Here is a 13,708-nt window from a genome sequence, read left to right on the forward strand (position 1 = left end):
AAGGGTCATTCCGCAGTCCCGCCGCAGCATTGTGCCGGCGGGACGCTGGACCGAGAGGCCCTCGCTGGACGGCAAGGGCCGAGGTGCCGAAGCTCGGCCCACCGCGCCTTTGTAGCGGCGCGCAGCGCGAGCAGGCGAAGCTCGCAGCGCCGAAAGCGGCGAATGACCCGAAGGCGAAGAAAGGTCACACGGCGGCCTGATCGCGCCATCGCGTTGCCGCAGCGTTGCCCAGATTGCGCGTTCCACTCCATATCGGTCGCGAACGCGACGTCTGGAGGGATTGCGATGCGACGCCTTGGCCTGATCGTGCTGCTGCCCGCGCTGGCGCTCGGGGCCTGTGCGGGCGGCTACGATCCCTATGACCGCAACCAGCGGGCGCTGACGGGCACGGCGCTTGGCGCCGGCGCCGGTGCGCTGATCGGCTCGCTCAGCGGCAATGCCGGGCGCGGCGCGCTGATCGGCGGCGCGCTCGGCACGGTCGCCGGCGCGCTGACCCCGCCGCCCACCCCGGCGCAGCAGGGCTACGGCACCTACTACCAGCAGCCGCAGCCTTCCTATGGCTACGCGCAGCAGCCCGCCTATGGCTACGCCCAGCAGCCGGCCTATGGCTATGCGCAGCAGCAGCCCAGCGGCTGGTACGACCAGTCCGGCCAGTACCATGAGGGCCCGCCGCCCTTCGGCATGCAGTAGCCCTTCCGGCGCGGGGCGGTTCGTCCCTAGGCTGCCCCCATGGACGGGGGCGGCAGGGGAGCCTGGTTCCGCGCGGCGGCGGCGCTGGCCGCGGCTTCGGTCGTGCTCGCCGCCCTGCCGGCCGAGGCGCGCAGCCGCGGGCGCAGCCGCGCCGCCCAGCAGCTTCGCATCGCCCCGCCCGAGGACCCGGACTCGCCGCCGACTGCGTGGGCGGCGCCCACCGGCACGCTCGACGCTGCGGCGACCTGGACGCGGCCGGGTGGCACCGGCAGCGGTCTGACGCGCGACAATGTCGGCGCGTCGTCCGTTCTGGCGACGCGGATCGCCATGCCGAACGGCTTCTCGGCCAATCTCTCGCTCTTCTACCAGCCCGTCCCCGATGCGCAGGGCAGCAGCCTGTTCCAGCCGACCTCGGCCTGGGTCGAGACGCTGAACCTGCGCTGGACAACCGAATCCACCATCGTCTTCGCCGGGAAGTTCCATCCGCGCTTCGGCGAGGCCTGGTTCCGCCTGCCCGGCCTTTACGCCGCGGATTTCGCGGGCGACTACGAGCTCCGCGAGAAGATCGGCGCCGGTGCGCAGGCCGACTTGTCGGAGATCCTCGGCCTGCCGGAATGGCTCGGCGACCATGATCTCCGCATCGAGGCCTTCCGTGCCGATGTCACGCCCTTGTCGGGCAGCGCCTTCTTCCCGCGCTGGTCGCGGCCGGTGCGCGTGACCGACGACGCGACGGGCGAGACCGCCACGGTCAACCAGCGCGCCTGGCGTAACAGCCTGGCGCTCGGGAATCCGGACAACGTGCCTGGCGTCGGCGGGCTGGTCGTGTCGCTCGCGGCGGACGGCGTGGACTTGCCGGGCGACGCGGCGCTGGGCTGGACGGTTGCAGCGTCCTGGCGGAAGCCGGGGGAGGATGCGCAGGCGTCGGGCCGGCCGGCGACGGAACGCGGCGCGGTCGCGGCGCTCTTCGCCGATATCGGGCTGCCCTTCGGCATGCGGCTGCTCCCGCTGGTCGAGGTCGCGCAGCGCGACAATGCCGGCGGCTACGCCGGCATCCGCGCGCGCTGGACGACGGGGGCGGTGACACTGACGCGCGGCGCCGTCTCGCTGACCGGCGCCGCGATGTGGCGCAGCGCCAGCGAGGATGGGCCGGGCGCGCCGGTGCAGACGCGGGAGCGCGCGGCGAACCTGACCGTCGCGATCGGGCAGATGCTGGGCGTGGATGCGCTGAGGCCGGTGTCCTTCAGCCTGGACTGGCGCCGCGTGACACAGGGCGGGCTGGCGGCGGACGACCTGGCGGCGGGGGTGCTGGTGAGCTTCAGCTTTTGACGGATACCCTGTCCTCCTCTGGGGAGAGGGCTTTCGGCGCCCGCTATCGTTTGAGCGCGCGCCCGAATTGCTTCAACCCGTCGATCTGCTGGCGCAGCCAGCCGCCCGTCGCGAGGCTCTCGGGGGCCTCGGGGTCGCCGGTGCGGGGATAGGCCGTGCGGTCGAAGTCGCCGGTGCGGAACAGCCAGTCCCAGACCGGCAGCAGCACCGCGTAGTTCCGCCCGTCCTCGCCGGCCGACAGCTCGCCGTGATGGATGCGGTGGAAGCGCGGGCTGACCAGGATCCGCTCGCCCACCCGGCCGAAGTCGAGACGGACATTGGCGTGGCTCAGGCTTTCGCAGAGCTGGCGGACCATCACGATCAGCACGAATTGCACGGGCGGCACGCCGATCAGCAGCGCCACCGCGCCGAACCAGACGGCCGCGATCGCATCGTCAAGCAGGTGGTTGCGGTCGTCGGTCCAGAAGGTCATCTGGCGCTGCGCGTGATGCACGGAATGAAGCGCGTACCACCAGCCGAACATGTGCTGGAAGCGGTGCCGCCAGTACTCCCCGAAATCGAGGATGACGACGTAGAGCGCGAGCGCCAGCAGCGGCATCTCCCGCAGCGCGGGGAACAGTGTCTCGAGCGTCGGCGGCACGAAGCCGGTGTCCGCCAGCCAGCCGTTCATGGTGCGCTCCGCGGATGAGAGCAGCACGAAGGCGATCAGCGGCAGCACGCCGAGCTTGGCGAGCAGCGTGTAGAAGACGTCGGTGTTGACCGCGCCCGCATTCGTCACGGGCTCGACCGGGCGGATCGCCTCGAGCGGGCGGCAGACTGCATAGACCAGCACGATCTGCACGATGCCGAGCAGCGCGAAATCCACCCATTCCGCGATGCGGTCGGCGTATTCCATCATGCCCATGGAGTAGAGCGCGGGCTGGACGAAGCCCGTATAGACCTCGCCGGAGACGTCCACCCAGAAGCGCTCGAGCCAGTCGAACATCAGGTCGCGATACCCTCGGCCGGCAGCACTTCGAAGCAGAAGCCGCGGGCGAGCAGGCCGGCGATCAGCTCGTCCAGGATGTTGGCGAAGGGGTCCTGCCGGCTGCGCACGCCCCAGTGCATGACCAGGACCTCGCTCGCGCGGATATTGGCCAGGTTCCGCCGTAGCAGCGCGGCGTTCGAGCTCTTTTGGCTGTCGAGCTCATCGCCGAGGAAGCCGTTGCGCGTCCAGCCCTGGTGCCGCAGGCCGCAGGAAGCCGCCATGCGGATGGCGTTCGGCGTGGTGATGCCGCCCGGCGCGCGCCACAGCGGCAGGACGGTCGCGTTCGGCACCATGCGCCGGATCGCGTCGGTCGGCCGCGCGAGTTCGGCGCAGAGCGCGGCCTGGTCCAGCACGTCCGACCCGGCGCCGGCGCGGTTGACGAAGTTCACCTGCGTCGCCGTGGGATCGCCGCGGAAATACCAGTGCCGCCAGGTATGGCTGGCGAAGACATGGCCCTCGGCCGCGCGGGCGCGCCAGAAGGGCGTCCAGGCGTCGGACAGCGTGCGGTCGCCACGGAAGGTCGGCTCGTCCGCGACGAAGAGCGTCGCGCGCACGCCGCGGCGGCGCAGGATCTCCGCGATGCGCTCGGCCTCCCGGCTCCAGCCGGTGTCGATGGTGAGGTAGACAGGCGCGCAGCGCTGGCCCAGCGCCGGGCCTGCCAGCGTCGCCAGCCCTGCCCCCAGCAGCCCGCGGCGGCGCATGGTCAGCGCGTGGAGGCCGGGGTCACCGGGCCCGGCAGCGACGGCGTCAGCGGCGCCGGCAGCGGGCGGGAGCCCGAGACCGCGCCCGACATGCGCTGCGGGAAATCCCCGCCCACCCCGTCGCGCCGCGGCTTGAAGAAGATGCCGTGCGGGCTGCGGCCGACGCGCATCAGCGACCACTCCGCCTCCCTGGGGTCGAGGATGGCAACGCGGCCGACCCAGCGCAGCGTCATCCAGATGCGCCCCTCGGGGTCGAAGGTGAGGCAGTCCGGGCCGCCCGGGATGTTCCAGACGCGGCGGATCTGCAGCGTGTCGGGATCGACCTCCGCCAGGCGGCTGTCCACGCGCGACGTCGCGTAGAGCGCGCGGCCGTCGGGCGAGGGGAAGATGGTGTGCGCGCCGCGCCCGAGGTTGAAGGCGCGCGTGACCTCCCGCGTCTCGGGGTTCACGCTGACGAAATGATCCTCGCCCATCACGCCGACGATGAGCCGGCCGCGGTGCCAGGTGACGCCCGCGGGCTCCCGGCCCACCTCGACGGTCCAGAGATGGGTCCGGGTCTCGAGGTCGAAGGCGGCCAGCGCGCGGCTGCCCTGCAGCGTGACGAAGACCTGCCGGCTGTCGGGGGAGTAGGCGACGTGGCTCGGCATGTCGCCGGGGCGGAAGCGCTGCAGCAGGGTCAGCGTCGTGGCGTCGTAGATGTCCACCTGGTCGCGTCGCAGGCTGGCGACGGTCAGGTACTTCCCGTCGGGGCTGAATTCCAGGTGGTAGGGGTTGGAGATGCGCTCCCGCCGGCGGACCTCGCCGCTCAGGGGATCGACGAAGAGCAGCTCGTTGCCGCCGGAATCCGCGATGACGAGCTGACGGCCATCGGGCGTGAGCACGAGGTGATGCGGCTCCCGCAGGGCGGGGATGCGGCGCACCTCCTGCCTTGTCGCGGCGTCGAGCACGCTGACCGTCGCATCGCCGGAGTTCAGTACAAAGACGAGGTCCGCCCGGGCCGCGGGAGCGGCCAGCAGCATCAATCCCAGCATCAGGAGGCGCAGGCGCACCGAAGGAGTCCCCAGGCAGAAGTCGCGGCGATCAATCCCAGGCGCGCCGGCGAATGTCCAGCGCCGAGAGGCTTCGGCGGGGTTGAACCCGCGTCATGCCTCCCGCTGTCGCATCGTTCCGGAATCGGCAGTCATTCCTTTGGCTGGAAGGCCATCGAGACGCCGTTCATGCAGTAGCGCTGGCCGGTCGGCGCTGGACCATCAGGGAAGACATGACCGAGATGGCCGCCGCACTTCGCGCAATGGACCTCGGTCCGGGTCATGAAGAAGGACCGGTCGGTTTTCGTGGCGACGCCGCCCTCGATCGGCTGGAAGAAGGAGGGCCAGCCGGTCCCGCTCTCATACTTCGCCGCAGCGTCGAAGAGCGGCGCGCCGCAGCCCGCGCAGGCGAAGGTGCCGGGGCGCTTCTCCCGGTTGAGCGGGCTCGATCCCGGGCGCTCGGTGCCGTGCTGGCGCAGCACGCGGAAGGCCTCGGGCGAGAGGGTCGCGCGCCACTCGGCCTCGGTCTTCTCGACGGGGAAGGTCTCGGCGGGGGGCTTGTCCTTGGTGCCGAACATCGGCGTCTCTCCTGGCGTGTCGTTGCCCTTCCCCCTCTCCCCATCCCTCCCCGCAACGGCGGCGGAGGGGGGAAGCGAGGGCGGCTTTGTTGGATCGGTCCTGCTCGACCCTCCCCCGCCGTTACGGGGGACGGCTGGGAGGGGGCTTTCGCCCGCCCCTAAGCCGCACCCTTCTTCAGCCGGTCCGCGAAGGTCTTGCGGAACTTCGCGACCTTCGGCCCGACGACGACGCGGCAATAGCCGGACCACGGGTTGCGCGCGTAGTAGTCCTGGTGCTCCTCCTCGCCGGGCCAGAACTTCGTCAGCGGCACGACCTCCGTCACTGCCTTCGCGCCCCAGATGCCGGACGCGTCGATCTCGGCGATGACCTCCTTCGCGATCCGCTCCTGTTCCGGCGAATGCGTCAGGATGATGGATCGGTACTGCGGCCCGACGTCATTCCCCTGGCGATCCTTCGTGGTGGGATCGTGCAGGGTGAAGAACATGCGCAGCAGGTCGGCATAGGCGACCCGGGCGGGGTCGAAGTCGATCTGCACGACCTCGGCATGGCCGGTCTTCTTGCCGCAGACCTGCTCGTAGCTCGGGTTGTCCACATGGCCGCCGGCATAGCCGCTCTCGGCGCGCGAAACGCCGTCGAGATGGCGCAGGGCGCCCTCGATGCACCAGAAGCAGCCGCCGCCGAGCGTCGCGGTCTCCATCGCCATCGTCATCCTCCGTGTTCGGGGGTCAATGTGGGGTGCTTCGCGCCCCAGGGGGAGAGGGTTACGGGAGGGGGTTACGCCGCGGCACGTCCCGAGGCAGTTTCGCAGGCATGACGACCCTTGCCGACGCCGTGGCCTTCGCCGAGGCTCACGAATCCCCTTTCCCGCGCGACCTGCGCGCGCACCTTGAATCCGGGCATTTCGACCCGCCGCCGCACAACGCGGTGATCGGGCCGGTCTTCCCGCGCGGCGCGCCGAACGGCCTGGTGCTGCGGCGCGGCGAGCGGATCGCGTCCTGGGGCGACACGCGCCAGGCCGACATGACCTTCTCGGTGGCCAAGTCCTACCTGTCGCTGCTGGCCGGCATCGCCTGGGCGGACGGGCTGCTGACCGACCTCGACGAGCCCGTGCGCGCGAAAATCCGCGACGGTGGCTTCGAGAGCGACCAGAACATTCCCATCACCTGGCGGCATCTGCTGACCAACACTTCGGAGTGGGAAGGCGAGCTCTTCGGCAAGTCCGACGTGATCGACCGCGGCCGCGACCTCGCGCGCGAAGGCGCGGGGCCGAAGGGCATCGCGCGGCCGCTTCAGGCGCCGGGGACGCATTGGGAATACAACGACGTCCGGGTGAACCGCCTGTCGCTCTGCCTGCTGCGGCTGTTTCGCCGCCCCCTGCCCGAGGTCTTCGCGGAGCGCATCATGGACCCGATCGGCGGCAGCCGGCACTGGACCTGGTACGCTTACGACAACGCGGTCGTGGAGGTGGACGGAAGGCGCCTCCCCTCCGTGCCCGGCGGCACCCATTGGGGCGGCGGGATGCGCATCCATGCCGAGGACCAGGCGCTGGTCGGCGAGCTGGTGCGCCGGCGCGGGGAGTGGAACGGGCGCCAGCTGGTTCCCGCCGAGTGGCTGGACTGGTCGCTCGCCCCCTGCCCGCTCAACCCGTCCTACGGCTTCCTCTGGTGGCTGAACGGCGCCGGCCGCTGGCCGGACGCGCCGCGCTCCTCGGTCTTCGCGCAGGGCGCGGGCGGCAACACCACGTGGATCTGGGCGGAGGCGGAGGTTACCGCGGTGCTGCGCTGGCTGCACCCGGATGCGTTGTCGCGGTTCTGCGGGATGGTCGCGGCGGCGCTGAAGGACTGACCGGCCGGCCCTACCGGCAGAACCTCGGGATCAGCCCGGCCTCGCGCACCTCGCGTTCCAGGCCTTCGCGGAAGTCGGGATGCGCCAGCGCGATGATCGCCTTCGCGCGCTGGTCCACCGACTTCCCCTTGAGGTTCGCGATCCCGTATTCCGTCACGACATACATCTGGTCCGACCGCGGCGTGGTCACGATGTTGCCCGCCGTCAGGTTCAGCGCGATGCGGCTCTTGCGCACGCCCTTCCGCTCGTAGGTCGAGGCCAGGCAGATGAAGCTCTTGCCACCTTCGGAGGCATAGGCGCCCCGCACGAACTGCAACTGCCCGCCGGTGCCGGAGATGTGGCGGTGCCCGTCGGTCTCGCTGCTCGCCTGGCCCTGCAGGTCGATCATCGTGGTGTTGTTGATCGCGACCGCCTTCGGGTTGCGCGCGATGATGTCCGGCATGTTGGTCCGGTCCACGGGGTGCAGCAGGAAGTCGTCGTTGTCGCGCACGGTCTCGTAAAGGATGCGGCAGCCCAGCGCGAAGCTGTACACGATCTTGCCGGGATCGAGCGCCTTGCACGCCCCCGACACCCGCCCCGCGAGATAGAGGTCGAGAATCCCGTCGTTCAGCATCTCGGTATGCACGCCGAGGTCGCGCACGCCCGAGCGCAGCAGGACGCTCGTCACCGCGCTCGGCATGCCGCCGATGCCGACCTGCAGGCAGGCGCCGTCCTCGATCTCGCCCGCGATCAGGCGGCCGACAGCGGTGTCCACCTCGCTTGGCTCGGCGGCGGGCAGGACGGGCAGCGGCGTGTCGTCGCCCTCGATGACGTAGTCCACCTCCGAGGCATGGATACGGTTGTCGCTGCCGAAGACGCGCGGCATCTGCGGCGTAACCTCCAGGATGAGCACCCGCGCATGGGCAATGGCGGCTCGGTGCCAGAGGCTGGTGGGGCCGAGGTCGAAGAAGCCGGCGGCGTCCATCGGCGCCGCCTTGAGCACCGCGAAGTCGGTGCGCTCGATGAAGCGGGCGTAGTAGCCGGGGATCTCGCCGAGGTTGCAGGGGATGTAGGTACAGCGGCCGGCGTCGTGCTTCTTCCGGTCGTAGCCCGAGAAATGCCAGTTGAAGAGATGCGCGTGGCTGCCGTCGGGGTCCTGCTCGATCGGCTGGCGCGGGCGGAGGCTGAGGCAGTTGCGGATCCAGACGCCGCGCAGCGACGTGATGCGCGCGCCAAGCGCCCGGTCGAAGGCGTCGGGCTGGTTCAGCGTGACCCCGTAGTCCAGCCAGTCGCCGGATTTCACGAGGAACGCCGCCGCCTCCGCGGTGATCCGTTCCGGGTGCTTCCCTGCCACGGCCCGCTCCCCAGGCTGCCGCCCCATGCCATATGATGGCGCGACGACGCGGCATGCGCCAAGGCGCCGCTTCGGGCAGAACGGGAGAGACGGACATGAAGCGACGCCTGCTGCTCGGCGCGATGGCGGCGCCGGTGCTTGCCACCCCGGCCCTGGCCCAGGAAGCCTGGCCGGCGCGGCCGATCACGCTGGTGGTGCCCTGGGCGCCGGGCGGATCCAACGATTCCGTAGCCCGCATCCTCGCCCAGCCGCTGGCCGAGCGCCTCGGCCAGTCCGTGGTGGTGGAGAACCGGCCGGGCGGCGGCGGGTCCATCGGCATGGGCCAGATCGTCCGTGCGCGACCGGACGGCTACCAGCTCCTGGTCTCCTCGGCGTCCAACCACGTCTTCCACGCGCTGGTCTCCCCTGAGCTCGGCTACGACACGCGGGACGCGCTGGCCGGCGTCGCGATGTGGGTGGACGTGCCGAACGTGCTGGCGGTGAACCCGGGCCTCGGCATCACGAACGTGCAGGAGCTGCTGGCGCGCATCCGCGCGACGCGCGGCGGCTTCAGCTTCGGCTCCTCCGGGACGGCGAGCTCCAACCACCTGGCGGGCGAGCTGTTCCGGATGCTGACGGGCACGGAGCTGACCCATGTCCCCTATCGCGGCGGCGGGCCCGTCGCGACCGACCTCATCGCCGGCACCATCCCGATGGCCTTCATGAACCTGCCGACCGTGGTCGGGCCGGCGGCGGGCGGGCGGATCCGCATCATAGGCGTCTGCACCGGGGAACGCGTCCGCATCCGCCCCGACATCCCGACCGTCGCCGAGCAGGGCGTGCCGAACTATGCCGTGCGCAGCTGGACCGGCCTGTTCGCGCCGAGGGGCACGCCGAAGGCGGTGATCGACCGGCTGTCGGCCGAGACCAGGGCGGCCATGGAAAGCCCTGCGGTCACGGCAAGGCTCAACGACCAGGCGATGGATACGATCTACATGGATCCCGCCCGGACCGACGCCTTCGTGCGGGAGGAGTTCGACCGCTGGGGTCCGGTCGTCCGGGCGGCACGCGTCACCTTGGACTGAACGCGTACAGGGTAACGCTGGACTAAGCAGGCCGCGCGCAGTATCGCGTCTGCGGGGAACTCTGGTGGCGCCGCGGCGGATCGGGGCGCGCTTGTCGTAGGGACACATCATGCCGAGTGGCGTCGAAACCGTGGAGCTCGCGCGGATCTGGCGCGGGCCGGTCATCGAAAGCGTCCATAGTGGGGTCGTCGCGGTGGCCGATACCGGGGGCACGCTGCGTCACGCCTGGGGCGATCCCGGCTGGGCAGCGACCCCGCGCTCCGCGCTCAAACCCTTCCAGGCGATCGCGCTGGTGGAATCCGGCGCGGCTGACGCGCTGGGGCTGACGGACGAGCACATCGCGCTGGCCTGCGCCTCGCACAGCGCGCAGCCCTTCCAGGTGGCCCTCGTCGGCGACTGGCTCGGCCGGCTCGGCCTGACCGAGGACGCGCTGGTCTGCGGCCCGGCCCTGCCGCGCGACATGACGGATCAGCAGAACGCCTGGGCGCAGGGCGGCCCGCGGCGGATCTTCAACAACTGCTCGGGCAAGCATTGCGGCTTCCTGAGCGTGGCGAAGCATCTCGGCGCCGGGCTGGACTACGCCAATCCCGACCATCCCGCGCAGAAGCTTTATCGCGACGTCCTGTCGGAGTTCACGGGCCTCGACGCCGACAGGCTGCCCCATGGCGGCGACGGCTGCGGCTTGCCGGCGGTCGCCGTGCCGATCCGCAACATGGCGACCGCCATGGCGCGCTTCGGCGTCAGCCAAGCCAAGACGCCGGAACGCCGCGCCGCGGCGCGCCGCGTGCTGAACGCGATGCTCGCCTATCCCGACCATCTCGCGGCGAAGGACAGCCCGTTGGCGCGGCTGATCCGCTATTGCGACGGCAACGTCGTCGCCAAGACCGGCGCCGAGGGCTACCTGGTCGCCTGCGTGCGCGACCGCGCGCTCGGCATCGCGATCAAGGTGGGCGACGGCGACGGCAGCGGCCGCGCCAAGATGGGCGTGCTGGCCCGCATCCTCGGCCGCGTCCATGCCCTGCCGAGCTCGGACGCCGAGCTGCTGGTCGCGGCGGTCGAGCCCGCCATCGCCGACAGCAACGGCAAGGAGGTCGGCCGCGTGCAGGTCACCATCCAGCCACCCGTGCCCACCGAGCCGACCAAGGCCGGCCTCAGCTTCTGGCTGTCCGGCACCCCGGTCGAGGGCATCGAGGACTACCTGCCCAAGGTATTCTGACCTTCGTCCCCTCCCCCGCCATTCTACGGGGGAGGGTATCGAGCGGCGGCGAGGCGGGCGGGGGAGACACGCTGCCCCGGTTAGTGACCGCTCGACGCTGAACGGTTATCGCGGCCCAGCTTCGCGCTTCCCTCACCCCCCCTTGAATGTCTTGGCTTTCAAATGGCGGCCCAAGGGCTCAAGGCGTCTGCGACGCCGGCGTCGACTTTGGCCAGCAGCCATGCCGTGCTGTCGCTTCTGACAACAGTGTCGACCGACACTGACGGCCCACTCGCCCAATAATCTGGGCTTGTCGTTCGACGACGGTAACTGATGATCCGGACAAGGAGCACGGAAGCGACACGTCTTGGCGGGGGCGTCAATAGATCGTCACTGATGTCCCGAATGTAGAGTTGGACGACGACGTTCATCGCGTCGTCCAGGTCGCTCTGCTGAACCGACTGAATGTCCGACAAGCCGCGTAGAAGCCTTGGCCGCATGGCGGACGGAGAACGTCGCTCCGACGACTCGAGCAAACGCCTCGCGAACTCACCCACCCGCGTATCGATTAGGGAAGGCTTGGGAGGCGATGTGGTGGGATCACCATCCAGATCGTTAGGGAACAACCCGCCAGCCAAAGCTTGTGGAGGTCTGCCGCTCATAAGTTGAGGAGCCAAGCCTCGCCAATTCTGGTCGTTGCCGTCCGACACTAGCATGCTGGCGCCGATCAGAAGGTGGCGTACACCCTCGAATAACGAGGTTGGCGGCGCCATAGTCGTAATTTGTGCTTGCGGCAGGCGCGGCCCGAGCACAGCCATTCCGATCCCCATGCCCGCCTGAAGCAGCGTGCGTCGGACCAACCCATGTGCTGCTTTGTCCTGCAACCGGGACATCACGACGCCCTCCGTCCAAATGCCGGTGCCTGGGCCAACAACAGCGACACTAGCCCGGAGCAGAACCCGCGGACTGCTGGCGCCGGTAGCGGAGCACCTGCCGATTTGCATGGGGCACCTCCGTCGCGTGGACGCGGAGGATGCCATGCACGGCGCATGGGCGCTCTCGATTGGCTCCCTAGAGCGGCGGCCCTCGTGGATCCGTTTCGAGAACAACCTCGTGCTACTCCCGTCGGAGCCTTATCGCCCTGACGGTGCATAGCGGCATTGTCGAAGGTGTAGCCGGTGCGTTGCCGGCTTAAGAGGACCGCGCTGGAGCCGATGCACTGTATCAGTCCCCCTTCCGCGGATAGGGCGACGCCCCTACCCCATCGCCGGCAGCGCGTGCCCGCCGACCAGCCTCAGGATGCGGGTCGGTCGCTCCACGCCGATCAGGCGGTGGACGATGAGGATCACCGTCCGGCCTGCCGTCGCCTCGCCCAGCGTTTCGAGGAAGGCGCGCTCGGTGTCGGGATCGAGGCCCGCGGCGGGCTCATCCAGGATCAGCACCGGCGTCTCGGCCAGCAGCGCGCGGGCCAGCGCCAGGCGGCGCGCCTGGCCGCCGGAGAAGCGCGCCCCGGCCTCGCCGCAACGGGTGCGCAGGCCCTCGGGCAAGGTGCGCACGAGATCGCCGATCCCCGCGGCATCCAGCGCGCGCCACAGCGCGGCCTCCTCGACGTCGGGATGCGCGAGCCGCAGATTGTCCTCGATGCTGTCGTCGAAGAGCCGGGCATCCTGCGTCAGGCAGGTGATGCGCGCGCGGACCTCGTCGGCGGCCAGCGTCGCGATGTCCACCCCGCCGAGCAGCACCCGCCCGGCCTGCGGCGCGGCAAGCTTCAGCAGCAGCGCCGTCAGCGTCGACTTGCCCGCGCCGGAGGGGCCCAGCAGCGCGATCCTGGCGCCTTCCGGCACGTCGAGTTCCAGGCCCTCGAACACCTGAGGGCGATCGGGCGACCAGGAGAAATGCACGCCGTCCAGCCTGATGGCATGGCCCGCGGCTGGCGCGGCCGGCACGGCCGGCTCGGCCACGGGCGGGACGGCGTCGGCGGCCTCGAACAGGCGCCGCGCGCTGGCGCCGGCGGCGGCCAGCGCGGCGCCGGCGCGCGGCATCAGCCCGAGCGCCTCGGCCGCCGCGGTCGCGAGGAACAGGCCGAGCACCGCGCCGGCCACGGCATGCTGTCCGCTGGCGAGCCCCCAGGCGATGGCGCCGAGCATCGCGGCCTGGGTCAGCACCGCGCCGGCCGCCCCGCCCCAGGCGCCGCGCCGGGCGAGCAGGCGCTGCGCGGCGGACAGGCGCGATCCTTCCTCGGCGACGCGGGCGGCCGCGATAGGCTCGGCGCCGGCGGAAAGCGTGTCCTCCATCCCGGTCAGCGGGTCCACGACCGCGGCGCGCAGGCTGCCCTGGGCGGCCGCGACCCCGCGCCCGGCCTCGGCCGCGCCGGGTGCGAGCAGCGGCGGCAGCAGCAGCGCGACGGCGAGCGGGATGGCGACGAGGGCCGCGAGGCTCGTCGAGATCGCGCCGAGCACCACGGCGATCGCCAGCACCACGGCGGCCGCGGTCACGGCCGGCACCAGCGCGCCGAGATAGACGCGGTCCAGCGCGTCGATGTCGGAGACCAGGCGCCCGAGCAGGTCGCCGGTGCGGCGGAAGCCGACGCCGGCGGGCAGGCGTTCCGCCAGGCGGCGGAAGAACCAGACGCGGGTGTCGGCGAGCGCGCGGAAGGCCGCGGCGTGGGAAACGAGCCGGTCGAGGTAGCGCGCGATCGGGCGCAGCACCGCGACGGGGCGCAGCCAGAACAGCGCCGCAGTGCCGCCGGCGATCAGCGCGCCTTCCGTCACGCCGTCCGCCACGCCGCGGCCGGCGAGCGCCAGCAGCGCGAGGCCGGCGAGCGAGGCCAAGGTGGCGACCGCGATGCCGGCGGCGAGCCAGCCGGCGCGGGTGCTCCACATCGAGAGGACACGGAGGAGGTCGCGGGTCATGAGGGCGG

13 protein-coding genes are annotated in these 13,708 nt (G+C 71.1%); 5 read left to right on the top strand and 8 right to left on the bottom strand.

The window, feature by feature from the left end; genetic code table 11:
• The first annotated feature begins 285 nt into the window (after nt 1-285).
• Together ACLF3M_RS13585 and ACLF3M_RS13590 are read left to right on the top strand one after the other, a co-directional pair.
• Nucleotides 286-690 carry a YMGG-like glycine zipper-containing protein gene (locus ACLF3M_RS13585; RefSeq protein ID WP_430657474.1) on the top strand — a complete coding sequence of 135 codons (405 nt, stop codon included), beginning with the start codon at nt 286-288 and terminating at the stop codon, nt 688-690.
• Between the two features lie 39 nt (nt 691-729).
• On the top strand, nt 730-2,016 hold the full coding sequence (locus ACLF3M_RS13590) for a hypothetical protein (protein ID WP_430657475.1): 1,287 nt from the start codon (nt 730-732) through the stop codon (nt 2,014-2,016).
• 43 nt (nt 2,017-2,059) lie between these two features.
• On the opposite strand, the gene ACLF3M_RS13595 is transcribed toward ACLF3M_RS13590, so the two are convergent.
• The 5 genes from ACLF3M_RS13595 to msrA form a co-directional block, all read right to left on the bottom strand.
• Nucleotides 2,060-3,001, bottom strand: a complete 942-nt coding sequence (locus ACLF3M_RS13595; RefSeq protein ID WP_430657476.1) for a sterol desaturase family protein — start codon at nt 2,999-3,001, stop codon at nt 2,060-2,062.
• The gene (locus ACLF3M_RS13600; protein ID WP_430657477.1) at nt 3,001-3,744 is read right to left on the bottom strand and encodes a polysaccharide deacetylase family protein; all 744 of its coding nucleotides are present in this window, start codon (nt 3,742-3,744) and stop codon (nt 3,001-3,003) included. Before ACLF3M_RS13600 ends, ACLF3M_RS13595 begins: the two co-directional genes overlap by 1 nt.
• A gap of 2 nt (nt 3,745-3,746) precedes the next feature.
• Nucleotides 3,747-4,793, bottom strand: coding sequence for a beta-propeller fold lactonase family protein (locus ACLF3M_RS13605; RefSeq protein WP_430657478.1), 1,047 nt, complete (start codon nt 4,791-4,793; stop codon nt 3,747-3,749).
• A gap of 131 nt (nt 4,794-4,924) precedes the next feature.
• On the bottom strand, nt 4,925-5,350 hold the full coding sequence (gene msrB, locus ACLF3M_RS13610; RefSeq protein WP_430657479.1) for a peptide-methionine (R)-S-oxide reductase MsrB: 426 nt from the start codon (nt 5,348-5,350) through the stop codon (nt 4,925-4,927).
• 158 nt (nt 5,351-5,508) lie between these two features.
• Entirely contained in the window at nt 5,509-6,054 is a 546-nt protein-coding gene (msrA, locus tag ACLF3M_RS13615; RefSeq protein ID WP_430657480.1) for a peptide-methionine (S)-S-oxide reductase MsrA, read from the bottom strand.
• A 107-nt stretch (nt 6,055-6,161) separates the two neighbouring features.
• Between msrA and ACLF3M_RS13620 the strand changes: the two genes are divergently transcribed.
• Complete coding sequence (locus ACLF3M_RS13620; protein ID WP_430657481.1) at nt 6,162-7,196, top strand: serine hydrolase domain-containing protein; 1,035 nt, start codon at nt 6,162-6,164, stop codon at nt 7,194-7,196.
• 10 nt (nt 7,197-7,206) lie between these two features.
• Here the strand turns inward: ACLF3M_RS13620 and ACLF3M_RS13625 are convergent, their stop codons facing one another.
• Entirely contained in the window at nt 7,207-8,529 is a 1,323-nt protein-coding gene (locus ACLF3M_RS13625; RefSeq protein WP_430657482.1) for an acetyl-CoA hydrolase/transferase family protein, read from the bottom strand.
• 95 nt (nt 8,530-8,624) lie between these two features.
• On the opposite strand from ACLF3M_RS13625, the gene ACLF3M_RS13630 reads away from it, so the two are divergent.
• Together ACLF3M_RS13630 and ACLF3M_RS13635 are read left to right on the top strand one after the other, a co-directional pair.
• On the top strand, nt 8,625-9,593 hold the full coding sequence (locus tag ACLF3M_RS13630) for a Bug family tripartite tricarboxylate transporter substrate binding protein (protein WP_430657483.1): 969 nt from the start codon (nt 8,625-8,627) through the stop codon (nt 9,591-9,593).
• 109 nt (nt 9,594-9,702) lie between these two features.
• Nucleotides 9,703-10,809 (top strand): asparaginase, encoded by a 1,107-nt coding sequence (locus tag ACLF3M_RS13635; protein ID WP_430657484.1) that lies wholly within the window; start codon nt 9,703-9,705, stop codon nt 10,807-10,809.
• A gap of 158 nt (nt 10,810-10,967) precedes the next feature.
• On the opposite strand, the gene ACLF3M_RS13640 is transcribed toward ACLF3M_RS13635, so the two are convergent.
• Entirely contained in the window at nt 10,968-11,681 is a 714-nt protein-coding gene (locus ACLF3M_RS13640) for a hypothetical protein (RefSeq protein WP_430657485.1), read from the bottom strand.
• A 363-nt stretch (nt 11,682-12,044) separates the two neighbouring features.
• Complete coding sequence (gene cydC, locus ACLF3M_RS13645; protein ID WP_430657486.1) at nt 12,045-13,700, bottom strand: thiol reductant ABC exporter subunit CydC; 1,656 nt, start codon at nt 13,698-13,700, stop codon at nt 12,045-12,047.
• Nucleotides 13,701-13,708: the final 8 nt, after the last annotated feature.

Origin of the sequence: Falsiroseomonas sp. HW251, from assembly GCF_050563545.1 — a bacterium.
GTDB lineage: Bacteria > Pseudomonadota > Alphaproteobacteria > Acetobacterales > Acetobacteraceae > Falsiroseomonas.